At 61.0% G+C, this 26,124-nt stretch carries 22 protein-coding genes and 1 pseudogene; 8 read left to right on the top strand and 15 right to left on the bottom strand.

Annotated features, from left to right (window positions below):
• Nucleotides 1-35 precede the first annotated feature (35 nt).
• From B0E42_RS11490 to B0E42_RS11500, 3 genes are read right to left on the bottom strand one after another with little or no spacing between them, the layout of a single operon-like run.
• Nucleotides 36-839 (bottom strand): sulfite exporter TauE/SafE family protein, encoded by an 804-nt coding sequence (locus tag B0E42_RS11490; RefSeq protein ID WP_053179260.1) that lies wholly within the window; start codon nucleotides 837-839, stop codon nucleotides 36-38.
• Between the two features lie 28 nt (nucleotides 840-867).
• Entirely contained in the window at nucleotides 868-2,538 is a 1,671-nt protein-coding gene (locus tag B0E42_RS11495) for a bifunctional protein tyrosine phosphatase family protein/NAD(P)/FAD-dependent oxidoreductase (RefSeq protein ID WP_077506407.1), read from the bottom strand.
• 44 nt (nucleotides 2,539-2,582) lie between these two features.
• Entirely contained in the window at nucleotides 2,583-3,461 is an 879-nt protein-coding gene (locus B0E42_RS11500; protein WP_053179264.1) for an MBL fold metallo-hydrolase, read from the bottom strand.
• Between the two features lie 227 nt (nucleotides 3,462-3,688).
• Between B0E42_RS11500 and B0E42_RS11505 the strand changes: the two genes are divergently transcribed.
• Complete coding sequence (locus B0E42_RS11505) at nucleotides 3,689-5,011, top strand: sigma-54-dependent Fis family transcriptional regulator (RefSeq protein WP_077506408.1); 1,323 nt, start codon at nucleotides 3,689-3,691, stop codon at nucleotides 5,009-5,011.
• A gap of 16 nt (nucleotides 5,012-5,027) precedes the next feature.
• On the opposite strand, the gene B0E42_RS11510 is transcribed toward B0E42_RS11505, so the two are convergent.
• Genes B0E42_RS11510 through B0E42_RS11520 form a run of 3 tightly spaced genes read right to left on the bottom strand, consistent with a single transcriptional unit; the run spans nucleotide 5,028 to nucleotide 9,279 of the window.
• The gene (locus tag B0E42_RS11510) at nucleotides 5,028-5,507 is read right to left on the bottom strand and encodes a hypothetical protein (protein ID WP_077506409.1); all 480 of its coding nucleotides are present in this window, start codon (nucleotides 5,505-5,507) and stop codon (nucleotides 5,028-5,030) included.
• A 41-nt stretch (nucleotides 5,508-5,548) separates the two neighbouring features.
• A complete protein-coding gene (locus B0E42_RS11515; protein WP_077506410.1) occupies nucleotides 5,549-8,296 on the bottom strand; it encodes a cation-transporting P-type ATPase in 2,748 nt (915 codons plus the stop codon).
• A gap of 59 nt (nucleotides 8,297-8,355) precedes the next feature.
• Entirely contained in the window at nucleotides 8,356-9,279 is a 924-nt protein-coding gene (locus B0E42_RS11520) for a universal stress protein (protein WP_018602123.1), read from the bottom strand.
• 207 nt (nucleotides 9,280-9,486) lie between these two features.
• Between B0E42_RS11520 and B0E42_RS11525 the strand changes: the two genes are divergently transcribed.
• The gene (locus B0E42_RS11525) at nucleotides 9,487-10,737 is read left to right on the top strand and encodes a DUF4010 domain-containing protein (protein ID WP_077506411.1); all 1,251 of its coding nucleotides are present in this window, start codon (nucleotides 9,487-9,489) and stop codon (nucleotides 10,735-10,737) included.
• Nucleotides 10,738-10,841: 104 nt separating this feature from the next.
• The gene (locus B0E42_RS11530; protein ID WP_077506412.1) at nucleotides 10,842-11,753 is read left to right on the top strand and encodes a universal stress protein; all 912 of its coding nucleotides are present in this window, start codon (nucleotides 10,842-10,844) and stop codon (nucleotides 11,751-11,753) included.
• Between the two features lie 51 nt (nucleotides 11,754-11,804).
• On the opposite strand, the gene B0E42_RS11535 is transcribed toward B0E42_RS11530, so the two are convergent.
• The gene (locus B0E42_RS11535) at nucleotides 11,805-12,368 is read right to left on the bottom strand and encodes a GNAT family N-acetyltransferase (RefSeq protein WP_018602132.1); all 564 of its coding nucleotides are present in this window, start codon (nucleotides 12,366-12,368) and stop codon (nucleotides 11,805-11,807) included.
• Between the two features lie 246 nt (nucleotides 12,369-12,614).
• Here B0E42_RS11535 and B0E42_RS11540 point away from each other — a divergent pair, with 246 nt between their 5' ends.
• On the top strand, nucleotides 12,615-13,508 hold the full coding sequence (locus tag B0E42_RS11540; protein WP_053179278.1) for a universal stress protein: 894 nt from the start codon (nucleotides 12,615-12,617) through the stop codon (nucleotides 13,506-13,508).
• Between the two features lie 176 nt (nucleotides 13,509-13,684).
• On the opposite strand, the gene fnr is transcribed toward B0E42_RS11540, so the two are convergent.
• Together fnr and B0E42_RS11550 are read right to left on the bottom strand one after the other, a co-directional pair.
• Complete coding sequence (gene fnr / locus B0E42_RS11545) at nucleotides 13,685-14,437, bottom strand: fumarate/nitrate reduction transcriptional regulator Fnr (RefSeq protein ID WP_077506413.1); 753 nt, start codon at nucleotides 14,435-14,437, stop codon at nucleotides 13,685-13,687.
• Between the two features lie 138 nt (nucleotides 14,438-14,575).
• Nucleotides 14,576-15,724, bottom strand: coding sequence for an HD-GYP domain-containing protein (locus tag B0E42_RS11550; RefSeq protein ID WP_077506414.1), 1,149 nt, complete (start codon nucleotides 15,722-15,724; stop codon nucleotides 14,576-14,578).
• Nucleotides 15,725-16,054: 330 nt separating this feature from the next.
• Here B0E42_RS11550 and B0E42_RS11555 point away from each other — a divergent pair.
• Nucleotides 16,055-16,234 (top strand): annotated as a pseudogene (locus B0E42_RS11555) (Lpp/OprI family alanine-zipper lipoprotein); the annotation flags it as partial.
• Here B0E42_RS11555 and B0E42_RS11560 read toward each other — a convergent pair.
• Complete coding sequence (locus B0E42_RS11560) at nucleotides 16,235-17,206, bottom strand: DMT family transporter (protein WP_077506415.1); 972 nt, start codon at nucleotides 17,204-17,206, stop codon at nucleotides 16,235-16,237. It lies immediately after the preceding pseudogene.
• 93 nt (nucleotides 17,207-17,299) lie between these two features.
• Between B0E42_RS11560 and B0E42_RS11565 the strand changes: the two genes are divergently transcribed.
• On the top strand, nucleotides 17,300-18,241 hold the full coding sequence (locus B0E42_RS11565) for a LysR substrate-binding domain-containing protein (RefSeq protein WP_077506416.1): 942 nt from the start codon (nucleotides 17,300-17,302) through the stop codon (nucleotides 18,239-18,241).
• A gap of 44 nt (nucleotides 18,242-18,285) precedes the next feature.
• Here the strand turns inward: B0E42_RS11565 and B0E42_RS11570 are convergent, their stop codons facing one another.
• The 5 genes from B0E42_RS11570 to B0E42_RS11590 form a co-directional block, all read right to left on the bottom strand.
• Nucleotides 18,286-19,629: an OprD family porin gene (locus tag B0E42_RS11570; protein ID WP_077506417.1), complete on the bottom strand. Its 1,344-nt coding sequence runs from the start codon at nucleotides 19,627-19,629 to the stop codon at nucleotides 18,286-18,288.
• Between the two features lie 302 nt (nucleotides 19,630-19,931).
• On the bottom strand, nucleotides 19,932-20,897 hold the full coding sequence (locus tag B0E42_RS11575; RefSeq protein WP_077506418.1) for an FAD:protein FMN transferase: 966 nt from the start codon (nucleotides 20,895-20,897) through the stop codon (nucleotides 19,932-19,934).
• Nucleotides 20,887-23,067 carry a PepSY domain-containing protein gene (locus tag B0E42_RS11580; protein WP_077506419.1) on the bottom strand — a complete coding sequence of 727 codons (2,181 nt, stop codon included), beginning with the start codon at nucleotides 23,065-23,067 and terminating at the stop codon, nucleotides 20,887-20,889. The genes B0E42_RS11575 and B0E42_RS11580 overlap by 11 nt, the downstream gene beginning before the upstream one ends.
• Before the next feature lie 24 nt (nucleotides 23,068-23,091).
• Nucleotides 23,092-23,562, bottom strand: a complete 471-nt coding sequence (locus B0E42_RS11585) for a DUF2271 domain-containing protein (protein WP_077506420.1) — start codon at nucleotides 23,560-23,562, stop codon at nucleotides 23,092-23,094.
• An 86-nt stretch (nucleotides 23,563-23,648) separates the two neighbouring features.
• Entirely contained in the window at nucleotides 23,649-23,972 is a 324-nt protein-coding gene (locus B0E42_RS11590; RefSeq protein ID WP_046062249.1) for a PepSY domain-containing protein, read from the bottom strand.
• Nucleotides 23,973-24,102: 130 nt separating this feature from the next.
• Between B0E42_RS11590 and B0E42_RS11595 the strand changes: the two genes are divergently transcribed.
• Nucleotides 24,103-24,762: a response regulator transcription factor gene (locus tag B0E42_RS11595; protein WP_077506421.1), complete on the top strand. Its 660-nt coding sequence runs from the start codon at nucleotides 24,103-24,105 to the stop codon at nucleotides 24,760-24,762.
• Nucleotides 24,759-26,117, top strand: a complete 1,359-nt coding sequence (locus B0E42_RS11600) for an ATP-binding protein (protein WP_077506422.1) — start codon at nucleotides 24,759-24,761, stop codon at nucleotides 26,115-26,117. The genes B0E42_RS11595 and B0E42_RS11600 overlap by 4 nt, the downstream gene beginning before the upstream one ends.
• Nucleotides 26,118-26,124 lie beyond the last annotated feature (7 nt).

Consider the following 26,124-nt stretch of genomic DNA (forward strand, 5'->3'; position numbering starts at 1 on the left):
CTCCGCTACACATCGTTGATATTCCACTACGTGATTCAACCCAGGACCTTTACCAGCAGGGCGACCGCTACCAGCGTCGACACCAGGGCGAAGCCTCTTTGCAGATAGGGTTCCGGCAATCTGGCAGCGACCAGGCGCCCGCCGAGCATGCCGACGATGGCCCCCATGGAAAAGGGTAGCGCTATTGGCCATTGCAGGTGGCCCGTCGCCGAACTCGCCAGCACCCCTGACATGGAAACCAAAGCGATGACGGTCAGCGACGTGGCGAGCACCGACTGCGTAGTCAAATTGGTGTACCGCTGGAGCGCCGGAACCATGACGAAACCACCGCCGACGCCGAGCAAACCGGATAGAACCCCGGCGACCGTGCCCGAAGCCGTGAGCGCCCACGCACAAGGGCCGGTCCAGTTCAGCTTGCCGCGATTTTCGTCCAGGACACAGGGTGGCGGCTTGCGTGTTTCGCAGGCCTTTGCCCCGACATGAGACGGCAGTGATTTTTGAAAGGCCCGGAACGCCACGTACATCAGCAACAAGGCAAACAAGATCGTCAGCGGGCGGTTGGGCGTGCGCTGCGCCAACCAAAGGCCCAATGGCGAGCAGATGACCCCCGCACTGGCCGTCAGCAGTGCAGCCTTGTAGCGCACGATGCCATTGCGCAGACCCATCACGGCGCCCAGGGTGGCGGCCAGGCCCACTGCCAGCAAACCAATGGGCCCGGCTTCGGCCATGCCCATGCCCACGCCAAAAACCAGGAACGGGACGGCGAGTATGCCGCCGCCGGCACCGGTCAGCGCGAGGATCACGCCCACCGCAAAGCCCAGTACCAGGACGGTAATCATCTCGGTCTCCTGGAGCAGAGGTTTGATTTCATAGGTCCGCCAGTTCAGGTTTCGCCAGCCATTCACGGCCCTTGAGCATGGCTTTCCAGTACAGCGGTGGAAGAATGCGCTCTTTAAGTAGCCAGGCGAGTCTCGAAGGCCGAGTACCGTCGATCAGCCAGGACGGGAAGCTGGGGGCGAGCTTGCCGCCGTAGGTGAATTCAGCGAGAACGACCTTGCCCCGTTCCACGGTCAGCGGGCAGGAACCGTAGCCGTCGTAATGGGCGCTGCCCTTGGTCTTGCCCATGGCCGCCAGCACATTATGGGCGACCACGGGCGCCTGCTTGCGCGCTGCCGCTGCGGTTTTTGCGTTGCTGGTATTGGTCGCATCGCCCAATGCGTGAACATTCGCCCAGGTTTTATGCCGCAAGCTGTCGGGGTCGACATCGATCCAGCCCGCCCCATCGGCCAGAGGGCTTACGCGGATAAAATCCGGAGCGACCTGAGGGGGCACCACATGCAGCAGGTCGAAGTCGTGCGTCACCAGGTGAGTACTGCCATCGACCTTGACGCTGCTGAAGGTCGCCGTTTGTGCCGGTCCATCGACAGACGCCAGCGTACTGCCGAAACTCAGGTCGATCCCATAGGCGTGGACGTATTCCATCAGGGCCGGCACGTAGTCGGGAACGCCGAACAGGACTGTCCCGGCGCTGCAGAAGTCGATCTCGATATCGCCGAGTACGCCTTGGCGCCTCCAGTGGTCGGCGCACAGGTACATCGCTTTTTGAGGGGCTCCGGCGCATTTGATCGGCATGGGGGGCTGCGTGAAAATCGCCCGGCCACTGCGCAGTTGCTGCACCTGTTCCCAGGTGTAGGGGGCCAGGTGGTACAGATAGTTCGAGGTGACGCCGTTGCGCCCCAGTGTCTGCGGTAAGCCTTCTATGGCATGCCAATCCAGTTTAAGGCCCGGGCACACGATCAACTGCTCGTAGCGGACCATGCGGCATCCATCGAGAATAATGGCGTCGTTTTCAGGTTCGAAGGCAGCCACTGCCGCCTTGATCCAATGTACGCCCCGGGGAATAGTCGCGCCCATCGTGTGGGCCGTTTTGTGTGCGTCGAAGACGCCACCGCCGACGAGGGTCCAGCCGGGCTGGTAATAATGCACATCCGCCGGGTCGATAATGGCAATGTCCAGGCCCGGCTCGCGGGCCAATAGGCTTGACGCTGCCGCGATGCCCGCCGCGCCGCCGCCGACAATGACCACGGCATGCCGGGCTTCGGCCACGCCGACAGGCGTGCGTCCTTCGTTGGCAATTCTGCGAATGACGCCTTTCATGTCGAAGCCGGCTTTGCTGGCTGTTTCGACAATCTGTGGCAAGGGCTGCTGGCCGGCCTGGGACAGTGCCCACATCGTGGTCGAGCGCATACCGGAGCGGCAATACGCCAACACGGGCTTGGGCAAGGACTCGAACAATTTACCGAAGGCAACGCCCTGTTCGTCGGTCACCTTGCCGGACTCTGCGGCAAGGTAGTGCGCTTCGATGCCCATTGCCTGTGCCGCGCGTTTGATGTCGGCAAACAAAGGTTGATCGTTGCCTTCACCATCAGGGCGGTTACAGATGATGGCGCGAAAGCCGCTGTTTTTGATCTCACTCAATTGTTCGGGATGAATCTGCCCTGATATCGAGAGGCCGGACGCAAGGTGGCGGATGTCCATGACTGTCTCCGTGATGACTGTTTTTCTTATGGGGGGCGGGGGCGTCAGAGCCGATTGAGCGGGATTTTCAGGTAGCGCGTGCCGTTCGATTCCGGCTCCGGGAAATGCCCGGCCCGCATGTTGACCTGGACCGATGGCAGGATGAGCGTCGGCATGTCCAGCGAGGCATCGCGCTGGGTGCGCATCGTCACGAATGCTTCTTCACTGATGCCGTTACGGACGTGGACATTGTCGGTACGTTGCTCGGCGACGGTGCTGGAAAATTGCACCTCGCGGCCATCCGGTTGGTAATCGTGACAGGTGTAGAGGAGGGTGTTGGCCGGCAGGCTCAAGACCTTGTTGATGGATCGGAACAAGGCATGCGCGTTGCCACCGGGGAAGTCACACCGTGCGGTACCGTAGTCGGGCATGAACAAGGTGTCGCCAACGAATGCCGCCGTTTCCTGGCCGTGGCTGATGACATACGTCATGCAGGCGGGGGTGTGGCCCGGTGTGTGGAGCGCACGGCATTGCAGCGTACCGACCGTGAACGACTCGTCATTGACAAACAGATGGTCGAACTGACTGCCATCGCGGGGCATCTCCCCACCTATGTTGAACAGCGTGCCAAAGACTTCCTGCACGGCGGTAATCTGGCTGCCGATCCCTATCGTGCCACCGAGTTTTTCCTTCAGGTACGGGGCGGCGGTGAGGTGGTCGGCATGAACGTGGGTTTCAAGAATCCATTCGACCTTCGCCCCCAGCTCGATCACCCGGGCCATCAGCTTGTCGGCCGAGGTGGTTGTGGTACGGCCTGATTTGGGATCGTAATCCAGGACGCTGTCGATCAACGCGCACTGGCGGGTCGCTTCGTCCAGCACCAGATAGCTGACAGTGTGGGTCTCAGGATCGAAAAATCCTTCGACGTACGGTTTTACGGTCATGAACGGTCTCCTTCGGGGCTATCGGCCGCTTGAGGGACAGACACAGCAATAATGCTGCCATGTTGATTCTGGGAGCGATTTAGATGGATAACATTATGATTTTATTCATTTAAATTCGTGGGTGCTGGCAAGGCGCATCACAATCTCCAGACAATTGCACTGCCATTGGCAGCGTTTGTTGGCATAGTGGCAGTGTCACCCTTGCTGGATGAATCACTGGAGCCGCGATGACACACAGCCTGCCGCCCACCCAAGACCTGCTTCCACATCCAGACCAGGTGCAATCCCTGGTCTCGTTTCTGGAGCACGAGCCCCAGCCGATGATCGTCCTCGATCCCGATTACAACATTCTGGCGGCGAACACGGCTTACCTGCGTCAGTTCGGCAGCGCCGACAAACCGTTCATTGGCCACAAGTGTTATCGGATTTCCCACCACTACGATGTGCCTTGTGACCAGGCCGGTGAGCACTGTCCGATGAAAAAGGCCAGGGAGATGCGCAGTCCGGATCGGGTCTTGCACATTCATCACACCCCGCGCGGGCCCGAACACGTCGACGTGGAACTGCGCCCGATCCTCAATGAGCATGGCGTCATCAGCGCTTATGTGGAACGTCTTACCCAGGTTCGTAGCGCATCGGCCCGGCCCAGTAATGAGGGGCTGGTGGGCAGTTCGCCGGCCTTTAATCAGGCGCTGTTGGAACTGCAGCGGGTAGCGCCCTCGATGTTACCGGTCCTGCTGTTGGGAGAGTCCGGCACCGGCAAGGAGCTGTTTGCCCGCGCCGTCCATGAAACCAGTGAGCGGGCCGCGGGACCTTTTGTCGTGGTCGATTGCTCCGGGTTGACCGAAACCTTGTTCGAGAGCGAGCTGTTCGGTCATGAGAAGGGCGCGTTTACCGGCGCCACCGTGCGCAAGGTGGGCCTGGTGGAGACGGCCCAGGGCGGTACGCTGTTTCTCGATGAGATAGGCGACGTTCCCCTGGCGATGCAGGTGAAGCTGTTGCGATTGATCGAGTCTGGAACCTATCGCCGTGTCGGCAGTGTGGAAACCCTGCACGCGGACTTCAGGTTGGTGGCCGCGACCCATAAGCCGTTGGAGAAAATGCTCGAGAAAGGCGAGTTCAGGCAGGACCTGTACTACCGCATCAGCGTTTTTCCCATCCATTTACCGCCCTTGCGGCATCGCCTTGAAGACATCGGTTTGTTGGTGGATTCGTTCCTGCAACGTTCCGGCATTGGTAAACGTCGGCTGACCATCGATCCCGAAGCGCTGATGCAATTGCAGCGGTTTGCCTGGCCGGGCAATATCCGCGAGCTGCGCAATGTCCTGGAAAGGGCTGCGCTGTTTGCCGATGACGGTGTCATTCACGCCTTGCATCTGCCCGCGACCCCCGTGGCGTTGTCCGCCCCAGCCGTGGTGCCTGGGCCCGACAGCAGGGACCTGGAACAGCTCATGGCCACTTTCAAAGGCACCCGCCGTGAACTGGCCAGGCACCTGGGCGTGAGTGAGCGCACGTTATACAGGCGGTTGAAGGAACAGGGCCTGGCCTGATCGCCGGGAGACAGAGCTAGCGAGCTGGCGTGCCCATATTCTGCTGATGCTGCATCATCTGCTCCATCATCATTTGCTGCATGCCCATGTAGTTGTCCATCATGTACTGGTGCTGCTTCATCTGCTCGGGCGTCATCTGGGAATAGTGGTTGCCCATTTGTTTCCAACCCATCATCGGGCCGTGCCCCTTCATGTGGCCGCCCATCATGCCGCCGCCCATCATCCCATTCATCATCTGCATGCCTTGCTGCATCATGGCCTGGTGATCTTGCATGAGTTTCTGGCGTTGCGCCGGATCGCTGGTTTTCTGGATCAGGCTCATTTGCTCCTGCATCTTCTTCAGGTTTTCCTGGGCCTTCGCCATCTGCTGATCAAATTGTTCAATGCTCATCGATGGCGGCGTCGGCTTGGCGGCGTCGGTGGCTTGCTGGGCAAAGGTCAGCGTGGGGAAAAGCACCGCGGTCAGAGCGATGGCGGCGAGTCTGGATGCGTTCATGGTTCAGGTCCTTGCGGGGTGGGTGGGCAGGGGAGTGATCGTCACGGTTGACGATCGGACTCGGTTAAACGCAGTCGAAGCTGTTTTTCAATTTCGATGATGGCGAACAGCGCAACGCCCACCGCGATGATCAGCAGTCCGTCCATGAAGGGGACCGCTTGGGTCGCGAACACGGTTTGCAGCGGCGGCGCGTAGGTGATGGCGAACTGAGCGACGGTCACCACCGCGATGGTCGCCCACACAACCTTCGTACCCCGAAGGCCCTTCCAGGTCAGCGACGTGCCGTAGAGATTGCGGATAAAGAACAGGTGGAAAATTTCCATCACGACCAAGGTGTTCACCGCCAGGGTGCGGGCCAGTTCGACGGAGTAGCCTCGGTCCAGGGCATAGGTAAAGATACCGTAGACACCGCACAGGAACAGAATGGAAACCAGCACCATATGCCAGACCAGTGCGCCGCTGATCAACGGTTCCTGTCGTGAGCGCGGTGGCCTGCGCATGGTGTTGTCTTCGGTCGGTTCGAACGCCAGCGCGATACCCAGCGTGATGGCGGTAATCAGGTTGATCCACAGGATCTGTATCGCCGTGACTGGCAATGTAAGGCCAAACAGCAGCGCGACAATCAGGGTCATTGTCTCGCCCGCGTTGGTGGGTAACGTCCAACTCAGCACTTTCTTGATGTTGTCATAGACCGTCCGGCCTTCACGTACAGCGGCCACGATGGAGGCGAAGTTATCGTCCGCCAGTACCAGGTCCGCGGCTTCCTTGGCCGCTTCACTGCCTTTGCCGCCCATGGCGATGCCGGCATCTGCGCGCTTGAGCGCTGGCGCGTCGTTGACGCCGTCGCCGGTCATGGCCACGGTCATGCCGTTGAGTTGCAGCAACGTCACCAGCCGCAGCTTATGTTCGGGGCTGGTACGCGCGAAGATGTTCACTTGCTTGAGCGATTCCCTGAGGGTGGCATCGTTCATGGCGTCCAGGTCGTTGCCGGTCAGGACCTTGTCGGGGTTGTCCAGGCCGATCTGATCAGCGATGGCGCAGGCGGTGCCGGCGTGGTCGCCGGTGATCATTTTCACGACAATGCCGGCCGCCTGGCATTGCTTGATCGCCTGGATCGTTTCCGGGCGGGGCGGGTCGATCATCCCGACCAGGCCCAGCAAGGTCAGTGTCCCTTGCACATCGGCAAATTCCAGGAGGGTGTGTTCGGGCGGGACTGACCTGACGGCGAGCGCCAACACGCGCTGGCCTTTGCCGGCGATGGCATTGGCCTGCGTGTGCCAATAGTCGGCATCGAGCGGGGCCGTTGCCCCCGTGCTGCTACGCTGGCGCGTGCACATGGTCAGAATCTGCTCTGGCGCGCCTTTGACATAAATCGCCGCTTGCCGGTCATGGTTGTGATGCAGCGTCGCCATGAAGCGGTGTTTGGCGTCGAACGGAATGGCATCGGTGCGGGCCCAGGTGCCGCGTTCCTCTGCGCCGTTGATGCCGGCCTTGGCGCAAAACACCAGCAATGCGCCTTCCATGGGATCCCCTTCGACTTTCCAGGCGTCTTCGTGCTGCCTCAAGCTTGCGTCATTGCAAAGGCTGGTCGCGCGCCCCAGTTCGGCCAGCACCGGGTGATGGGAGGTATCGATCAACTGATCGGCAAGGTTCATGTTGCCCGAAGGCTGGTAGCCGACACCGTCGACCGTGAAGGTCAGGTCACTGGTGACGACGGATGCCACCATCATCTCGTTACGGGTGAGGGTGCCGGTCTTGTCCGTGCAGATGACTGATACCGAACCCAGGGTTTCGATGGCCGGCAGGCGCCGAACGATGGCGTTGCGATGGGCCATCGCCCGCACGCCCACCGCCAGGGTGATGGTGAGTACGGCGGGCAACCCCTCGGGTATGGCCGCGACCGACATGCCCACCACGACCATGAAGATCTCGGTGAAGACGTAATGCCCGACAAAGTGACCATAAGCGAGTAGCAGGCCGGCGATCAGCAAAATCAATAGCGTCAGCCAGCGGGCGAAGACGTCCATTTGCTGTATCAGGGGTGTTGTCAGTGGCTCCACTGCCGACAGCAGGTTGCTGATGCGCCCGATTTCAGTCGAGGTTGCCGTGGCGACAACGACCCCTGTTGCTTGTCCGCAGGTCACCAGGGTGCCACTGAAGGCCATGCAGGCACGATCACCCAGGGCTGCTTCGATGCGCACCGGTTCGGTATTTTTTTCAGCCGGAGCGGACTCTCCGGTCAGGATGGCTTCCTGGACCTGGAGCCGATTGGCATGCAGCAGGCGCAGATCCGCCGGGACTTTGTCGCCGGCCTCCAGCAAGACGATATCGCCGGGTACCAGTTCCTCGCCTGCGATGCCCAGGCGTTCGCCGGCACGTATCACCGTTGCACGGGGCGCCAGCATGTTGCGGATGGCATCCATGGCCTGCTCGGCCTTGCCTTCCTGGACATAGCCAATGATCGCATTGGCCACCACGACAGCGAGAATGACCACCGTGTCCCACAGGTGCTGCAGCGTTGCGGTGATGGCAGCGGAACCGAGCAGCACATAAATCAGGATGTTATGAAACTGCAGCAGAAATCGCCGCCACGCTGGCCGCCGGGCTGACGCTGACAACCGGTTGAAACCCGTACGTTCAAGCCGGGCCTGGACTTCGGCGATGTCCAGCCCGGCTTGCTCATCGACACCCAGGTGTTTGAGCGCCTGTTCGGCGGGCAACGTGTACCAGGCCAGGCTCTGCGAGGGCGTTGTCGGGTGCGCCGCTGGTATGTTGCTCGGTCGGTTCATCAGCCGCGTTCCTGTGGGTGCGGAGCGGTTGTTCTGCAGGCCATCGGCGCAGGTCCGCCTCAGCCAACTTGCTGCGGCGCAATCACCCACACGCTGCAGGGCATCTTGTACAGCAGGCCTTCGACGGTGCTGCCGATCAGCTTGTCCAGGCTGCCGTAGCGCACGCGGCCCATGACGATGACATCAATGTCATGGGACGCGGCGTAGCTCGCCAGCACCTTGGCCGGGTCACCCATGATCATGCGTCGCTGGTCCGCGGCGATGCCATTGCGTTCGGCCAGGGCATCGAAGGCGGCGCCCTGGGACTCGTAGAGCTGGCGGGCCAGGGTCGAGGAGAAGAACATCGAACCGTTGCCAAAACCGTATTCAGCGGCGGTAATGGACGAAAGGTCATAGGCGTAGATGACTTCCAGCGTCGCGTCGCAGCTACTGGCCAGTTTGTTGGCTTCGCTCAGTATCCGCTCATTGAGGCCTTCGTAGCGGCCGTCCTGATGAAACGGGTCGATGGCCGCCAGGATCTTGCGCGGGCGGGCGTGGGTAACCTTGTTGACGAAGTGCAGCGGTACTTCGCATTCGCGCAGCAGATGCACGTCCAGCGGCGTGAACATCAGGCGGGAAAACCACGACTCGGGGTCCACCGACTTGATCAGCGCATCCATCGGCGCTTCCTTGAGGTGGACCAGGATCTCCTGCAAGGGGCGCTCGACCCACGTCACTTCTGTCGTGACCTCGATACCAAGTTTGCGCAGGGGCCTGGCCTGTTCCTCCAGCCACTGCCGATGGCGCTCGATGTAGCCCAGGCGCATCTGCTCCAGTGCCTGCTCATTGACCAGGCCGGCCGTGGCCAGGCCTTCGAGGTAGTCAAACGCGACAATATGCAGCGCGGCGCCTTCGGCCTTGGCCAGTGCGGCGGCCCGGTCGAACGCCGGGCTGTGTTCCATCAGTGGCGAGACGACCAGCATCAAGCGTGATTGCGTAGACATGACAAACCTCCCGGGCAAGGACCTGTTGGCGCCGGGCGAGGTTTCGCGCGGCGTGGTGTCTGTCATCGATCATGAGCGCCACGGAGCTCGCTAACTTGATTTGCATCAAACACGCTTCAAAGCGTTGCATCGAAGGCAGCGGCGGCGAGGCAATCGCGCTATGTTTGAGCATGATCAGTCGCCCCAGGGCGCCAGAGAGCCGTAACCATGACTGAAACCCTGGCCTTCGCCAATGCCGCCGCCGCGCTGGGAATCGGCCTGCTGGTGGGGCTTGAACGCGAACGGCGCAAAGGCGAGGGTGACCGGCGCGACTTCGCCGGCCTGCGCACCTTCGCCATCACGTCGGTGCTCGGTTACCTGGCGATCCAGGCGGGCGGTCCCTTGTTGCTGGGGGGCATGACCCTTGCCCTGGGCGCCTTGGTGACCGTGGCCTATTGGCGAAATCTCGATAAGGACCCGGGGATTACCAGCGAGGTGGCGTTATTCGCGGTATTGGCACTGGGTGGGCTCTGTGCGAGCGCCCCGGGCCTGGCGACCGCGATTGGCGTGGTGATGGCCGGGCTGCTCGCCAGCCGCCAGGCTCTGCACCACTTTGCCCGCAACCAATTGACCGCCACCGAGCTGCGCGATGGCCTGGTGCTGTTGATCGCCGCGCTGGTCGTGCTGCCGCTGGCGCCGGATCGATTCCTCGGGCCTTATGACGCCATCAACCTGCGCAACCTGTGCACCCTCACCGTCATGCTGATGGCGGTGGGTGCGCTGGGGCATGTCGCGGTTCGAACCCTGGGGACCCGCTATGGCTACGCCCTCAGTGCGATTGCCTCGGGGTTCGCTTCTGCCACGGCGACTGTCGCGACCATGGGCGGTATCGCGGCCAAAGAGCCGATCAATCTCAAGGTGGTGAGCGCGGCGGCGGTGTTATCCAATCTGGCGACGGTGGCGCAAATGGGGCTGATCCTCGCGGCCGTGGACCCTGCGCTGCTGCGTTGGATGTGGGGGCCGTTGGTGTGCGGGATGCTGATGGTATTGCTCTACGCCGGCGTGCTGATGTTTCCCCGGCCAAGGGTGCGGGCCGATGAGCCCATCAAGCATGGCGGTGCCTTCAGCCTCAAGCTGGCGTTGACGATGGTGCTGGCGATGGCCGCTATCACCGTCCTCTCGTCGGCAATGCTCGATGCGTTTGGCCAGGCCGGGGTGACCGTCACCGCGATTTTCAGCGGGTTGCTCGACGCCCATGCCTCGACGGCCTCTATCGCTTCCCTGGCCAAGGGCGGGTTGTTGCCCTTCGACGGCATCGCCGTGCCGGTCCTGATGGCGCTGAGCAGCAACTCCCTGAGCAAATGCGCCGTCGCCTGGCTCAGTGGCGGGCGACGGTTCGCCGGGTATGTGATTCCCGGCCAGGTGCTGGTCACGCTGGCGATGTGGGCGGGGCTGTTGCTCCCGAGTTTGTCAGCCTGAATGAATGATGGCTGTTTGATGAAGATCAAGTCCTGTTTCTGGCAGGCGTCCATTCTGGAACCCTCAATCCTTTAAGTGGCTGTCGCCACGTGTCGAGGTGTTCCATGTCCCAGACTCAACGTTTGTTGCTAGTGGCGCCCGACGCCATGATCCGTACGCCGGCGTTCGACCGCGCCACCGAGTTGGCCCTGGCGCTGGACCTGCCCCTGCACATCGTGGCGTTCGACTACCTGGAGTTGCTCTCGGTGGCCGGTCTGTTCGCCCCGGAGCAGGTCAAGCAAGCGCGTGAGGGCTATCTGGAAACCCATCGGCATTGGCTGTGGCAACAGGCCGAACTGGCGCGCCGGCACGGCGTCGAGGTGACCTGCGAGGTGGTTTGGAGCAAGGATGCCTTCCAAGCCTTGCAGCAATACGTCAAGGAGATGCCGATGGCGTTGATCATCAAGGACGCGCAGCCGGAACCGGCGATGAAGCGGGTGTTTTTCACACCCCTGGACTGGCGCTTGCTGCGCGACTGCCCGGTGCCAGTGCAGCTGGTCACGGATTCGCGTAACCCCCGGCCTCGGCGGGTCCTGGCGATTGTCGATGTGCTGCGCAGCGAGGAGCAGGACCTGGTGTTCAACGACCGGATCGTCGACGCCGCGGTCAAACTGGCCGAGCAATGCAACGCCCAGGTCGAGTTGCTGCACGCCTTCGATTGGACGGCGGTCTACGCCTCGGACATGGGCGTAGGTGCGCTGCCCCTGGCCACCGGGCTCTACGAAGCATTGGGCCAGGCACAACATGAGGTGTTCGAGTCCCTGGCCGAGCGGCATGGGGTCGCACCGCAGCAGCGCCACTTCATCGAAGGGGCGCCGCTGAACAGCATTTGCACCTTCGCCAGCGATCACCAGATCGATGTCATCGTCATGGGCACCACGGCGCATCGTGGCCTGGACAAGCGCCTGGGCACTACCGCCGAACTCCTGCTGCAACGGGCGCCTTGCAGCGTGTTGGCAATCAAGCCGCAAGCGTGACGGGATCAACGCTGCGCGAGGCCATACCAAGGCCTCGCGCAGCGTGCGGCGCTAAAGGTAGAGCCGGTGGATGACTTGCCGGGTGTCATCAGGATCGCTGTGGGTTTCAAAACCCAGGCTATGGGCCAAGTCCCGCATCGGGGCATTGCTGGCCGCATCGACGGAGTACATCTGGCGATAGCCGTTTTTACGCGCGGTGTCGATCAGGTGCTCCATCAACAACGTCCCCAGCCCCAGGTGTTGCCAAGGGTCGGCGACCGTCACCGCACTCTCGCATTCGTGTTCCTGGGTCGCGCAATAGCGACTGACCCCGATCTCGATCAGCTCGCCGTTGTCATGGACCAGGGCGATGTAGGCCATGCGCGTCTTGCAGTCGACGTCCATCAACTGATCGAGCAGCGCCGCACCCGGCTCATTGATCTGCGCCAGGAAGCGCATGTGCCGGGACTCCGGTGACAGGCGCATGATGAAGTCGTATTCGCGCTGGCGATCCTGGTCCCTGAGCGGGCGGATCAAGACATGCCGGCCGTCCTTGAGTGCCTGGATCCAGTGTTTGCCACTGATGCTGGCATACAGGGCTGCGGCGCGTTCGTTGTGGTCTTTGACAGTGAGCATGGTGCGATCCTCCCTCGGATGTGCACGTGCGGTGCGATAAAAAGCTGCGCATTCGATACTGTTCTACGCCCGCCACGGCGATCGATTCTGATCTGGATCAGTGCCCGCGTATCCGTCCGTCGATTGTCTTGCCTTTGATTCAGATCAAACCGTCCGGGGCCTTGATGGGCGCACGCTGAAGATCGCGTCGGAAAAGGCCGGTGCAAGGTTCTGGATTTCGTGTGGGCAATTCGATGGAGGTGTGCGATGGGGCAATACCAGCGTCTGCTATTGATCGTCGAACCTGATCTGCACCCCTGCGCAGCGATGCGCAGGGCCTGTGCCCTGGCCCGGGCCAGCGGCGCAGCACTGCACTTGTGCGCGTTCGTCCAGCCACCGGCCCGCACTCACCTATGGGGTGAAAAAATCGATGAAGCGAGTGTGCAGCGCTATCTGCACCGCTACCGCCGCTGGATGGTGGAGGAGGCGGCGCTGCTCAGGGAGGAAGGCCTGGATGTGACGACTCACGTGGTGTGGACCCTTCATCCGTTGCTGGACATCCTGCGCTACGTCGAGCAGTTCCAGCCTGACCTGCTGATCAAGGACGTCACCCTCGAACCGTTGCTCAAGCGCGTGTTCGCAACGCCATTGGACTGTCATTTGTTGCGCGATTGTCCGGTGCCGGTGCATCTGGTCAACCAGGCGGTACACGGCTTGCCGCGCCGGGTGGTGGCGGCGGTGGACCCCTCGGACCCCGAGGCCAATGCGTTGAACGAGCGTATCGTCCAGACGGCCACCGCGCTGGCCCGGCAATGCGACGCCTCGTTGCATCTGTTGTACGCCTGCGACCTGTCGCCGGCCTTCAATGGCGAAGCCTCGTTGCTGGCCGGGGCTTGGGATGACGACTTTGCCGACGCCCTGCGCGAATCGCTGCATGCGGCGTTTATCAGCCTGGCCGAGCGCTGTGGCGTACCGGCGGAACGTCGGCACTTTGTCGTTGGCCTGCCGGTGCCGGTCATCCAGGCGTTCATCGACGAATTCGAGGCCGACGTGGTGGTGATGGGCACTGTGCATCGCGCCGGTCTTGAGCGTTTGCTTGGCAGCACGACAGAGCGCGCCTTGTACTCGGTGCCGGGCAGTGTGCTGGCGGTCAAGGGATGAGTACGGCCACGTTGCGCGGTCCGGCGCTCCAGGGCTTGGTTTGCCTGGACTGAGGGAGGGCAGATTGCAGACTCGCACCTACAGGGGATTTTCTGTGATCGCCGGACTTGTGCCCGCCACGACCCCATGTGGGAGCGAGCTTGCTCGCGAAGGCGGCCGGCAGCGTCAACGATGCATCACAGTTCCGCATGACGATGGCAACCGGCGACTTTTTGCTTGAGACCGGGTAAATCCAGAATCGTGACATTGCGCCCATGCATGTCCACCAGTTCCTCCTGGCGCAGGTGGGCGATGCCCCGGCAGATGGTTTCCAGGCGCAGGCCCAGGTAGGAGCCGATGGCTTCGCGACTCATGCGCAGCACGAATTCCCTGGAGGAATAACCGCGCATGTTAAGCCGCTGGGATAGGTTCAATAGAAACGCCGCCAGGCGTTCGTCGGCGTTCATGTTGCCGAGCATCAACAGCATGCTGTGGTCGCGCACGATTTCCCGGCTCAGGAGCTTGTTCAGGTTGTGCTGCAACGACGGTAAGTCGTGGGCCAGTTTTTCCAGGAGGTTGAAAGGCAGCGGGCAGACTTCGCTGTCTTCCAGGGCAATGGCATTACAGGCGTAGTGATCGGTACTGATAGCGTCCAGGCCGAGCATTTCGCCTTGCATCTGGAAACCGGTGACCTGTTCGCGACCGTCTACCGAAAGGACGCTGGTCTTGAAGAAACCCAATCTCACCGCATACAACGAGCGCAGAGGGTCGCCGGTGCGATACAGCGCAGCGCCTTTCTTGACCTTGACCCGCTGGGCGATCAGCGTGTCGAGGCGCTCGACTTCACCACCCGTCAGGCCAATGGGCAGGCACAGTTCAAGCACGCTGCAGTTCGAGCACGCAGCCTTGAGGGAGTGCACGTGTAGAAGTCGGGCTTCGGGCTCGGGCACAGGGATGAACTCCTTTGGGTGAACCAAGCATAGAAGAACTATCCCGTCGCGCCTGTTTTTTGTCGGCTAAAGCCATACCCTCGGTCGATTCGTCGTTTAGCTGGGGCAGCAATTGGGTTATTTCGCTAGGTGTCAGCTTTATGCGGGAAGTTCGCTCCACAATGTTTCTGTATTTTTGAAGCCGTATTGTTTTGCCGTGATTCGTTCAATGATCTTTTCGCTTGAGGTCGGCTCACTCAAGTCGATGATCGAGGGGGTGACGTAGGCGTTTAAAGAGGTGGAGAAGAAGGTATTTACTTTTGGGCTCAATAACGAACACGGGTTCTGTTCAGTGACCACGCCGATAGCGCCGCCGCTGAGGCGAACAATGGAGCCAACCGGATAAATACCGACTGACTTTACAAAGGCCTGGAATACCGTTTTATCGAAATGTCGATTCCATCCCGACATTTTTTGAATGGCAACGGCGGGGGACCAGGCTTCGTTGTAGGGGCGCTCCGATGTGACTGCGTCATAGACATCGCAAATGGCCGCCATGCGGGAGAAGAGGCTTATCTGCTCACCGATCAACCGATCTGGATAGCCAGACCCGTCCATTTTTTCGTGATGATGCAGGCACACGTCAATCACCGCTTCGCAGAGCGGTGCCGAGGTTCGCAATATTTGCGCGCCTAGCCGCGGGTGTTGACGAATGACCGCGAATTCATCATCGGTCAGTTTTCCCGGCTTGTTAATAATGATGCCGGGAATGGCCATCTTGCCAATGTCATGCAATAAACCCGCAAGTCCAGCTTGATGAATAAGCTCTTCAGGAAAGTCCAGCTGGTGAGCCACGGCAATCATCAGGGCGCTGACGGCGACTGAATGCATATACGTGTATTCAGTCGCCGTTTTAAGTCGGACCAGACTGATGAAAGCACTTGGGTGACGCATGATTGAACGGGTTATATCGTCGACGAGTTTATCCGCTTGGTCGATGGAAATGGCACGCCCCATTCGTGCATCACTGAACATCGCAACGACTGCCGACTTCGATTGGCGACAGAGTTTCCTCGCCGTGATCAGCTCTTCATTCAGCGTCGTAGAACCCACCTGGATATTGGCAATAGCAGCCTTATTGATCGAGGGGCAATTTCCATCATTGACCTGAGGGTCCAGGGAAGGGGAGGCGTGCGAGGTGTCTTGATGAGGGGGGTGACCGTTCCAGTAGGGGGACTCGGAGGATGAGCGACAGGGTTCGATAGTGCTATTTATGCAATGTTCGCCGGTTTCTTTATCGTTCGACATGGCCTTTACCCTTTCGGAGTCGCGGTGTCCCTTTTACTCAGGACGTCCTTGGCTTTGTTTTCAGCATTCCCGGAGTGGCGCTTGCTTGAGGATAGCGGGAGTATGCGCCGTCATGATTGATATCACAGTGATGTCAGTGCAATCTGCTCAGTATCGGTTTGTACCTGTTTTGTACAAGGTTGCCAGGCGCGGATCGCGACAACCTTTGGGCAAAGAGGGCTGTCAAAGAAGTCGCAGCGCTGCCACCGGGCGCTTGATCGGTAGAAACGGTGCAAATTCTTCAAAGGGCAGGGTTTCCCTTTCCAATAGCAGACGGGCCCCGGTGTCCACCAAGAAGTGGATGCCCGACTGGAGTCGGCGGAAAATAACGCCGCAACGGCAAGACTCAGGGCGGATGAGGCCTACAGGAAGGCTGAGCAGGCCGAGATAATGGCCGAGCAGGCGCAACGTACCGCTGAAGAGGCAAGCATCCGCGCCACTCGGATGACCGATAAGGCCACGCGCAAGTAATCAGCGGATGAAGGAGGCATTTCTATCAGGGACAGTGGACGTCAAAATGATACGAACTGCCATCACCACCCCCACCAGCACGCCAGCAAGACCTGACGCTTCTAGAAGCGTTGGCAGCCGGTGATGAAACAACAAGCCCAGTAGTGTGGCAAATAGTGATTCCAGGGATATCAACTGCCCGGAAAGCACCATGGGAAGGCGACGGGACGCCGCGTTCCAGGCCCAGGCCCCGATGACTGACGACATCAGCGCAATCACAAGACCCCAGGTATACAAGTGTCCCGCCAGGGAAACACTGAAACCCAGGCTTGGCAGCTTGAGAAGATCAAACGCTTGCGCCGCCGGTAACAAGCACAAGGTGCCGATCCCTGCGCCGACCATCATGAGGCCGGTCCAGGCCCCCGAAGCGCTGGCCGACAGGTTGACCAAGGCGCCCTGGTTCAACCAACTGAATACGAGCCACAGGAGCACCGCACCGATCGAGAAAAACACGCCCGTCAACCATGAACCGTCGTCGCTCAGGGGCTGCTGGATGCTGCTGAGGTTCGACAGCAATAGCCCTCCCGTTAAAAAAGCCAGCGGTATCGCCAGCCTTCGCCATGGGAGGGTTTTGTGGGTGGCGTTGCCGAGCAGTGCCTGCAAGACCGGCACCATGCCAATAAACGCCGGGGTCAGTACCGGCCCGGCAAACATGACGCCTGCGGCAATGCAACTGCTGTAACCGAGGTACCCGATGACCCCCAGGCTTGCGCCAAGTAGCAGTTGGCTGCGGCGCAGGCGCCGAAGCTGGGTTCGATAGCCCACCACGACAGCCACACCCAGCGCCCCGGCGATCAGGAACCGTATGATCATCAGATCGTGGATCGTGTAGGCACCGACGACGTAAGGCGCAATGAAATTCAACGCCCAGCTCAGCGTCGCGACGACGGCAAGGCTCACGCCGGCGAGGGTGTTCGAGTAGGCATTGGGCATTCATGCATATCCTTAAGGCATTGAGCTCATGTTGCACAGCGTCGCAGCTATGCTACAAACGAGTTCTCGGCCCTGGATGCATTACCTCTGATTATGAATACCCTTGGAAAGTCATTACCGCCGCTTGCCAGCTTGTTGCCCTTCGAAGCGGCTGCGCGCTTGGAAAGTTTTTCCAAGGCCGCCGAGGAACTGCACATCACCCAAGCGGCGATCAGTCGGCAGATCCGAGGGCTCGAAGAGGACTTGGGGCTGAAGCTTTTCTGCCGTCGTAACCGCGCCGTCTTCCTGACCCAGCAAGGGCGTGAGTTGGGACGTGTGGTGAGTAACGCGTTGCAAAGTATCAGTGCCAGTGCTGTCAGCCTTCGTCAATCGCCAGGTAAAAACCGCGTCGTTTTGCTGTGCCAATTATGCGAAGCGTTCTATTGGTTGATGCCGCGGCTCTCGACGTTCCACCAGCGATACCCGGAAATCGAGATCCAGGTGGCCACATCCACCGGGCCGCTGACTGAGTTCAATGAGCATTTTGACGTGGCCCTGCAAAGCACAGGACGGCCCAGCGGCGTCCATGGCTTGATGTTTACCGCCGCTGATGAAGTGTTTCCCGTATGCAGTCCTCATTACCTGCGTACCCACAAAACGTTGCAAGTCCGTGACCTGAAGTCCCACACCCTTTTGCACTATCACGCTACGCCGCCTCATTGGATGCAGTGGGGTGCCTGGTTCCAGGCGTTTGGACTGTCGCTCGACGACGCTCCCAAGGGCTCGGTGTTCGATAGCTATCCATTGATGCTCCAGGCGGCGGTCGAGGGGCATGGCATCGCGTTGGGGTGGCGGCGCACCGCCCAAGGGCTGCTTGAGAGCGGTGCGTTGGTGAGACCTTGCGCAGAAAGCGTTCCTTTGCCTGACGCGATATCGGTATTCAGCCGGCCGGGCGAGGAAGGTCGGGTTGAGGTAAGCGCGCTGCTCGACTGGCTTGAAGGTGAATTGCGAAGTGATCGTCAGGCCGGCTTCGGTCAGTCGCGGTTAAACCGGTGACGCTGCCATAACGGATAAAGTTTTGGGCATCAATTGAGGCTGGGTCAGAACGGCCCCAGCTTGAGTGGGTACTGGACGACGATATACAGCCGGTCGATGTCATCGCCGCCCTGGCTGCTGTTGGCGCGATGGGTGACGTGGGACAGTTGCAACGACAGGTCCTTGGCCGGGCCTGACTGCACGATGTAGTGCAGGTCCAGGTCTCGCTCCCAATGGCGTCCGCCAGCGCCTTGTTGCGGACTGTAAGTACCGGTGTCGCTATCGAACGGGTTGTAGGCACCGCCTTGGGGGGCATGGCTGCCGTCGATCCCGCGCCCAGTCACATAGCGGGCCATGAAGCTCAGGCCGGGGATGCCCAAGGTGCCCAGGTCAAGGTCGTAGCGCGCTTGCCACGAGCGCTCGCCGGGGCCGTTGAAGTCGGCATATTTGATCGAGTTGGCCAGGTAGATGGAGTCGCCGCCGACGAAATCGAAGGGCGTGTCGCCGTTGATTTTCTGATAGGCCAGGGTGAACGCCTGGGCATTGAGCCGGTACTTGCCGCTCAGGCTATAGGCTGTGGTGTCGATGGCCCCGGCTATGGCCTTGCCATCGTCGCGGGTGTGGTACAGGTTGCCGTCGAGGAACAGTTCGCCAAGGGTGGCATGCAGGTTGGCATAGTACTGGCGCCATGTATCGCTCAGTTCGGAGGTGTAGAGCGCGCCGCCCAGGGCTTGGCCGGTGAGCAGGTCGGCGCCGATGAAGTCGATGGCGCCGTGGCGCGTCGTCGCCCCATACCCGGAAAAATCACCCTTGCTGGTCGAGGCGTCCTGATTCTTGAACGCACTGAAGTGGCCCGCCTGCAGGTCGACCCCTTCGAACTCGCGGCTGGAGAGCAGCAGGCCGCTGGCGTATTCGGGTTGCAGGCGCTTGTCGGCGGTATCGAATACCGGGCTCTGCACAGTCATTTCGCCGACCGCCAGGGTGGTGCGTGAGGTGTTGAATTTCAGCGCGCCGCCGGCGCTGGAGTAATGGTCCTCGCTTCGCCCGTTCTCATCCAGCGGCAATAATCCCGTTCCGGAATGCCCTTTGCCGCCGTCCAGTTTCAACCCCAGGAACCCGTGGGCATCGATGCCTACGCCGATCGTGCCGGGGGTGAAGCCGGACTCGAACGAGGCGATGAAGCCCTGGGCCCATTCCTGTTTGTAGCTTTTGCCTGCCGGGGTCGGGGTGCGATAGTCATTGTTAAGGTAGAAGTTGCGGCTGAGGACTTGCAGCGTTGCCCCGTCGAGAAAGCCAGGCGTGTTTTGCGCGAGTTCCGCTGCCATCGCCGGTGCGGCGCTGCCGGTGAGCAGGGCAAGCAGCCAGAGCGGTTTCAGGGCGACGGTTGAGTGGTGTGGTGCAGGCAACATGCTTCATTTCCATGTGACATTGGGCGGGCGAAGGAGGGCTTTCGCGCCAGGAAGACAAGAGCTTCATTCTTGGGCATGGGACGCGCGCGCGCGAGTTAAACGTTGTTAATTGCGTTCAGCTGTTTTGGCCCTATCGCGAGCAAGCTTTGCTCCCACAGGGGGCAGCGTTCAGGTGCAACACCGGACGCTGCACTCCCTCAGCACATGGCTGCAAGGTTTGCGCTGTGAGGCGGGTGCATGATGACCTTCTCCGGCTGGTGCGTGAGTGGTTGTTCTTCTGACTCAACCCCCGAGCGTCGGCGTCAGCGCGTTTGAACCTGAGCCTGCAACTGTCCGCCGACTATGGATATTTCCTTGAGCTGCAAACCGTCGCGCACGACGAACAATGCGTCCATCCCGCGTTCTTGTGCCAGGCGGGGGCCTTGGGTTTCGCCCAGTACCATCAGCGCTGTGGCCCAGGCGTCGGCGAGCATGCATGAAGTCGACACCACCGTGACGGCTGCGAGCGGGTTGCACAGGGGGGCGCCGGTGGCTGGGTTCATCGTGTGGGCGTAGGACTGCCCCCTGACGTCGACCCAATGTCGGTAATCCCCGGAGGTGGCGATGGCGGCGTCGCTGAGTTCCATCACCCCCATGACCTCACGCACGCCCCGACGGGGTTTTTCCATGGCCACGACCCAAGGCTGCCCATCAGGTTTGCTGCCGCGCGCGCGCATCTCGCCGTCGATGCCTACCAGGTAGCGTGTGATGCCAAACCTGTCCAGGCAGCGGGCCAACTCATCGACACCAAAACCTTTGGCAATGCCGTTCAAGTTGAGGTTAAGCGGTGCCTGTTTGCGCACCTGGTTGCGTTGTGAATCAACGACCAGCGCTGCACAAGTCGAGCGTCGAGTGGGCGCAGGCAACCCATCGAGCGCCGGTTCGGTGATGGACAGCTCGCCGGGGCCGAAGCCCCAGGCGTCTACCAGATCACCAACGGCGATGTCGAAGGCGCCGCCCGATTGCCGGCTGACGCGCAGCGCAGCAGACAATACCGTGGTCAGTTCCTCGGGCACGGCTATCCATGCTTGCAAAGGTGCGTTGTTGAGGCGATTGAGCTCCGAATCGGCCTTCCAGGTCGACATTTGCTGGTCCACCCGGGCCACGGCACTTGCCAGGGCGTGGCTGATTGCGGGGATATCGGGTTCGGCCAGGGCGTAGAACAGAGCGGTGTAGCGCGTGCCCATGGTTTCGCCGTTCAGGCTGTAGCGTCGCCATTCAGTAGACATCTTCACGGTAGCGTCCCTGTGCCTTGAGGGTCAGCACATTCAGGTTGAGGGGAGCCAGCACTTCATCCAGCGCCAGCATCACGCCCTTGGCCATCTCGCGACCGCCGCAAACCAGTACCTGGGCGCCTTTTTCGATCAGCCGACGCAACATCAGGGCGTCGCTGATCAGCCGGTCTTGCACGTAGGAACGGTCCATGACCTGGGAAAAGGCCGCGTGCAACGCCGTCAGGCGCCGGTCAGCCAGGTAATGGTTGAGCTCGGTTTCGTAGAGGAAGTCCGAGGCCGGGTTTCGCCCACCCCAATACAAATGCATGGGGTGGTGGGCCTTGTTGTTCCGGATAAAACCGGCTAGCGGGCCGATGCCGGTACCGGCGCCGATCAGAATCACTGGGTACGCCCCCGACGCTGGGCGAAATTGTGGATTCGGTTGGATAAAGGCGTCGATGGTCGCCCCGATCTCCAGGCTGTGAAGGAATGATGAGCACAGACCTCCTTTGTGTTTGCGTACGCAGATCTCCAGCACGCCGTCCTGTGAGCTGCTGGCCAGCGAGTAGAACCGAGGGAGGGGGTTGTCAGGGGGCAGGATGCCGACCAGATCACCGGCTTCAAAGGCCGGTAATGTCCCTGAGGCTTTGAACCGCAGCACGTGGGTGGGCGCGCCGACTTGTTCACCATAGGCAATGCGCTCGACCAGGATCAGTTGATGGGTGCGGGGCGGCTGTGCGGTGTGGATCAGCGTCAGGTCTTGCCCCAGCACCTCACCCACGGCGTGGCCCCAGCGAGCAAATTCCTGGGATGACTGGCGGTTGATGGTTTCCAGTCCGATCAACGGCGTGCCACCAGCCTGCAACAAGGCTTCCTGTACCTGATGGGCAAACTGACAGAACTGCGCAAACAGCCGGTCGCCAAAACCCAGCACGGCAAACGGCTGGCCAGGTTTCAGGCCGGCTTCGGCCAGCCGTGCCAGGAACTGCGAAGCCGAGGCCGGGGCATTGCCGTCACCGTGGGTCGCGGTGAGGATGAACACGCGTTGAGCGTTGCCGTAGTCGTTGGCGTATTGATTCATTGCCGCGCTGTGAACGCGGTGGCCGGCTTGATGCAAGGCTTCATGCAAGGTGTTGGCAAAGCCCCAGGTGCTGTTGGTTTCGCTGCCGACCAGGATAACGGTGTCGGCGGATTGTGCTGCGCTGTTGTGGCGGATATTCGGCCCGGCCTGGCGGCGACGCCACCAGATCAGGATGCCGGTGATGCTCATCACTGGCACGCCGAGGGCACAGAGGCCCAGCAACAGGCCCAGCCACCAGAGCCCTTCACCGGTGTGCAACTGATAGATCAACTCGTAGACGTTGCGCATCGAGTCGTGAGCTTGATAGGACAACAGGGCGCCGCTGACCGGGTCCACGTAGCCGTCGCCCTGGGCCGTGCGCAGGGAAAACACGTCTTGCGGATTATTCGGGCTGGGGTAGACGAGCTCGCGCAGATCAGTCAGATCGGTGGCCTGCAAAGCTTGCAGGCTCGCCACGGGCGAGGCCGAGCCCGCGCTGATGTGGTCGGGGAATGCAGGTTCGCTCTGACTGCCATCGGCGATGAAGTCGAAGGTCGTGGCGCACATGTAGAGCCCGCTCAGTGCCGATAACAGCAGCCCAAGCAACGCGAATCGACCGACCTCTGCGTGCCAGCGCTGGCTGAAGTCGCCCCGCAATGGCCGCAGCAGGTTGCGCCAGCCGCCGACCCGCCGGACCAGCAACAGCGCCCCGGACACCGACAGCATCAGCATGAACAGCGCGCCGACGCCTGACACCCCGTGGCCCGGCGTACCAAGAAACAGCGAGCGGTGCAGGTCTTTCATCCAGCGTGAGAAAGCGGAGGGTTCGTACGGGGCCAGGCCTCGCCCGGTCAGCGGGTCGACCTTTTCGGCCCCGACCCGGCCGTCCTGATTGAAGTAGACGATGACGGTCCCGGACGCGGTGCGCTGGATCTGCTCCACGCCCGGAAAGTGACTGGCAACGCGTCCGGCCAACTGGCCGACATTGACTTGCCCAATCGCAGTGGACGTGTTGTTCAGGCGTTCAAGGGCCGGATCGACAGACAACATCGCGCCGCTGATGGCCAAGAGCATGACCAGCAGGGCGGCGATCAGACCGGGCAGGGAGTGGAGCTGGCGAAGCATGTTCGGCCTCCGAACAGGTAGGTGCTACAAATCGTAGGTAAAGGATTCGACGTAGGTATTACCGGCCGCCGGCTTGCCTGCGCCTTCGCTGGTCAGTGGCACGCTGACGTCGGCCCGGGCTTCACGCTTATCCTCGACGGCGCTATCGATACGGATCTGATACCCGGCATCGATCAGGGTGTCTGCCAGCTCGACGCTGACTTTGAGGGTGTCGCCGCTGCCAACGCTGGCGCCACTGACGCCGTCGTACTCGCTGGGGCTCAGCTTGCTTCCACGGGCCCAGTCGGCCAGGTGCTTGTAGTACTTGGCCTTTTTGCCGGCCACCCAGAGGGTTTTCTGGTACTGGCCGCTGGCGTCGGTGACGTAGATCGCCAGGTACGCATCGTTGCCGCTGTAGCGCTTGAGCTGGGTGGTGAGGGTTACTTCACGGGCTTGAGCCAGCCCCGGCAGGATGATGGCGCCGGCGAGGCAGATTGCAGCGATGATTTTTTTCATGGGAGGTGTCCTTTTGATCGTTGGGGCGAGAGCCTGGACCTGCTTGCTGACAGCAACCTGAATGGCAGGATCAACGCGTCGAAATGTCACGGTGCGGGAGCAGGGGCGAGGTAGGCGCTGGCATCGTCATCGTCCCGGAAGTAGATCTCGAGCTCGCGCAGGTGCAGCGACGCTGGTGTGTAGCGGGCTTCGATGACATTGCCCTGGCGGTCCAGGCCCTTGAGCTTGTAGCAGCCGTCGTCGACCTTGATGCGCTGCACCTTCCAGCCGTACCGCTGTTCCACCTGCAGGCGCAGGGTTTCCCGTGGTTGCCAGTCGTTGACCGGTTCGCTGCAGTCGTCATCGGCCAAGGCGTAACCGTTGGCCAGCACACTTATCAGCGCAGTGCTGGCGATAAAACCTGATTTCATGATCTGTCTCCTGCCGGGGCTTCGTTGTGGGCATACCCTACGGTGCATTCCTGACAGCCAGCTGAATCTTCAGATTCACGTCAGGTAAGGCCGCTAAGGTGCGGCAAACCACGATGACAGGAGCTGCCCGATGCGGGTTTTATTGGTTGAGGACTCGCCAAGGTTGGGGGAGGCGGTGCGCGAGCAGATCGCCGATGACGGCCATGCCGTTGATTGGGTGCAGAACCTTGCCCATGCACGCAGTAGCGTGAGCACGACCGCTTATGACCTGATCCTGCTTGACTTGATGTTGCCGGACGGCCGAGGACTGGACTTCCTGCGCCAGCGACGCAGCGTAGGTGAGGCGACTGCGGTGATCATCCTGACGGCCCAGGACCAGATCTCTGATCGAATCGCCGGCCTCAATGCCGGCGCCGACGATTACCTGGTCAAACCCTTCGACCTGTTTGAACTGTCGGCCCGTGTGGCTGCGGTGGCCCGTCGTTACAGCGGCAACCCCAATCCCCAGATCAGGCTCGGTGAGCTGCACGTCGACATGACGGCCCGTACGTTGCATCGGGCCGGCATGGCCGTGGACCTCACTGCCCGGGAATGGGCGCTGTTGGAGGCATTCATCCAGCGTCCCGGCGCGCTGCTGTCCAAGGGGCAACTCGAAGATCGGCTGTACGCCTTCGGCGCCGAAATTGAAAGCAACACGATCGAGGTCTATATCAGTCGATTGCGAAAGAAACTCGGGCGCGACCTGATTGAAACCGTGCGGGGCATGGGTTACCGGATGGTGTCGGCATGAAGACGACCTTCAGCCTGCAAAAACGTCTGGGCCTGGGACTGACGCTGGGCATGACGTTGCTCTGGCTGATGGCGACAATCGGCACTTGGCGCGGGGTGCAACATGAGCTGAACGAGGCCTTTGACAGCGCACTTGAGGAGACCGCCCAACGTATCCTCCCCCTGGCCGTGCTGGAAATCAGCAACCGGGAAAACCCGGGGGAGGTGCAACAGGTTGCCACCCTGAAGATGCACAAGGAGCACCTGACTTATCTGGTGCGCGATGCTGCAGGCAAGGTCCTGATGCAGTCCCACGATGCCAACCCGAAGGTATTCAGCAAACATCCGATTGAAGGTTTCTCCACGACTGGAAAGTACCGTCTGTATGGCGCCAGTGCGCTGCGTGAGACGGTATTCATCGAAGTCGCCGAGCCGTTGCGCCATCGCCGCGAGGCCGCACGACAGGCCTTGTTTACCTTGTTGTGGCCGTTATTGGCGCTGGTCCCCATCAGCCTGTTGGGGACCTGGTTATTGGTGCGCATGAGCCTGGGCAGCGTGCTGGCCTATCGTTACGCGGTAGAGGCCCGTGGCGTGGGTGATCTGTCGCCGATCAAGGTGTCGCGCCTGCCGGCAGAAATCAACCCCTTGGCGGATGCGGTAAACCGCCTGTTGGAGCGCTTGCGCAAGGCCCTGGAGGCCGAACGCAGCTTCACTGCCAATAGCGCACATGAGCTGCGTACACCCTTGGCCGCGACACTGGCGCAAGTCCAGCGGTTGTACCAGGAGGCCCCTGAAGGTCCGTTGCGTTTGCGTGCAAAAAAGATCGAAAGCGCTTTGCGCGAATTGGCCCGGTTATCGGAAAAACTCATGCAATTGGCCAAGGCTGAAGGGGGCGGACTGCTCTCGCAAGCGCCCCAGGACCTGGTCCCATTATTGGCTCACGTGGTGGATGAGTGGCGGCACAACAACACCTGTCAGATCGAGCTGCAACTTCCTGCCCAGGCCCATGTGTATTCGACCGTCGACCCGGATGCCTTTGGCATTCTGTTGCGCAATCTGATCGAGAACGCATTGAAGTACGGTGCGATGGATCAACCCATCGAAGTCACCCTCACGGACCAGGCGCTGTTGCGGGTGATCAATGCCGGACCGGTGGTGCCGGTGGCCGTCCTGCAGCACCTGACCGAACGTTTCGTGCGCGGCCAGAGCGAAACCAGTGGGTCGGGATTGGGGTTGGCGATCGTCAAGACGATTGTGCAGGGGATCAATGGACGAATCGAACTGTTGTCTCCGGCAAAAGACCGAGAGGAGGGGTTCGAGGTTCGGGTCTGGCTACCACTTGCCACCGTTGCCGTCGGCCATTCGTCAGCCAGCTAGCCCAGGC

Source organism: Pseudomonas sp. A25(2017) (assembly GCF_002001065.1).
Taxonomy (GTDB): Bacteria; Pseudomonadota; Gammaproteobacteria; order Pseudomonadales; family Pseudomonadaceae; genus Aquipseudomonas; species Aquipseudomonas kilonensis.

Coding starts and splice junctions, on each gene's coding strand:
- B0E42_RS11490 (WP_053179260.1), bottom strand. CDS start 839: ATGATTACCGTCCTGGTACTGGGCTTTGCGGTGGGCGTGATCCTCGCG.
- B0E42_RS11495 (WP_077506407.1), bottom strand. CDS start 2,538: ATGGACATCCGCCACCTTGCGTCCGGCCTCTCGATATCAGGGCAGATT.
- B0E42_RS11500 (WP_053179264.1), bottom strand. CDS start 3,461: ATGACCGTAAAACCGTACGTCGAAGGATTTTTCGATCCTGAGACCCAC.
- B0E42_RS11505 (WP_077506408.1), top strand. CDS start 3,689: ATGACACACAGCCTGCCGCCCACCCAAGACCTGCTTCCACATCCAGAC.
- B0E42_RS11510 (WP_077506409.1), bottom strand. CDS start 5,507: ATGAACGCATCCAGACTCGCCGCCATCGCTCTGACCGCGGTGCTTTTC.
- B0E42_RS11515 (WP_077506410.1), bottom strand. CDS start 8,296: ATGAACCGACCGAGCAACATACCAGCGGCGCACCCGACAACGCCCTCG.
- B0E42_RS11520 (WP_018602123.1), bottom strand. CDS start 9,279: ATGTCTACGCAATCACGCTTGATGCTGGTCGTCTCGCCACTGATGGAA.
- B0E42_RS11525 (WP_077506411.1), top strand. CDS start 9,487: ATGACTGAAACCCTGGCCTTCGCCAATGCCGCCGCCGCGCTGGGAATC.
- B0E42_RS11530 (WP_077506412.1), top strand. CDS start 10,842: ATGTCCCAGACTCAACGTTTGTTGCTAGTGGCGCCCGACGCCATGATC.
- B0E42_RS11535 (WP_018602132.1), bottom strand. CDS start 12,368: ATGCTCACTGTCAAAGACCACAACGAACGCGCCGCAGCCCTGTATGCC.
- B0E42_RS11540 (WP_053179278.1), top strand. CDS start 12,615: ATGGGGCAATACCAGCGTCTGCTATTGATCGTCGAACCTGATCTGCAC.
- B0E42_RS11550 (WP_077506414.1), bottom strand. CDS start 15,724: ATGTCGAACGATAAAGAAACCGGCGAACATTGCATAAATAGCACTATC.
- B0E42_RS11560 (WP_077506415.1), bottom strand. CDS start 17,206: ATGCCCAATGCCTACTCGAACACCCTCGCCGGCGTGAGCCTTGCCGTC.
- B0E42_RS11565 (WP_077506416.1), top strand. CDS start 17,300: ATGAATACCCTTGGAAAGTCATTACCGCCGCTTGCCAGCTTGTTGCCC.
- B0E42_RS11570 (WP_077506417.1), bottom strand. CDS start 19,629: ATGTTGCCTGCACCACACCACTCAACCGTCGCCCTGAAACCGCTCTGG.
- B0E42_RS11575 (WP_077506418.1), bottom strand. CDS start 20,897: ATGTCTACTGAATGGCGACGCTACAGCCTGAACGGCGAAACCATGGGC.
- B0E42_RS11580 (WP_077506419.1), bottom strand. CDS start 23,067: ATGCTTCGCCAGCTCCACTCCCTGCCCGGTCTGATCGCCGCCCTGCTG.
- B0E42_RS11585 (WP_077506420.1), bottom strand. CDS start 23,562: ATGAAAAAAATCATCGCTGCAATCTGCCTCGCCGGCGCCATCATCCTG.
- B0E42_RS11590 (WP_046062249.1), bottom strand. CDS start 23,972: ATGAAATCAGGTTTTATCGCCAGCACTGCGCTGATAAGTGTGCTGGCC.
- B0E42_RS11595 (WP_077506421.1), top strand. CDS start 24,103: ATGCGGGTTTTATTGGTTGAGGACTCGCCAAGGTTGGGGGAGGCGGTG.
- B0E42_RS11600 (WP_077506422.1), top strand. CDS start 24,759: ATGAAGACGACCTTCAGCCTGCAAAAACGTCTGGGCCTGGGACTGACG.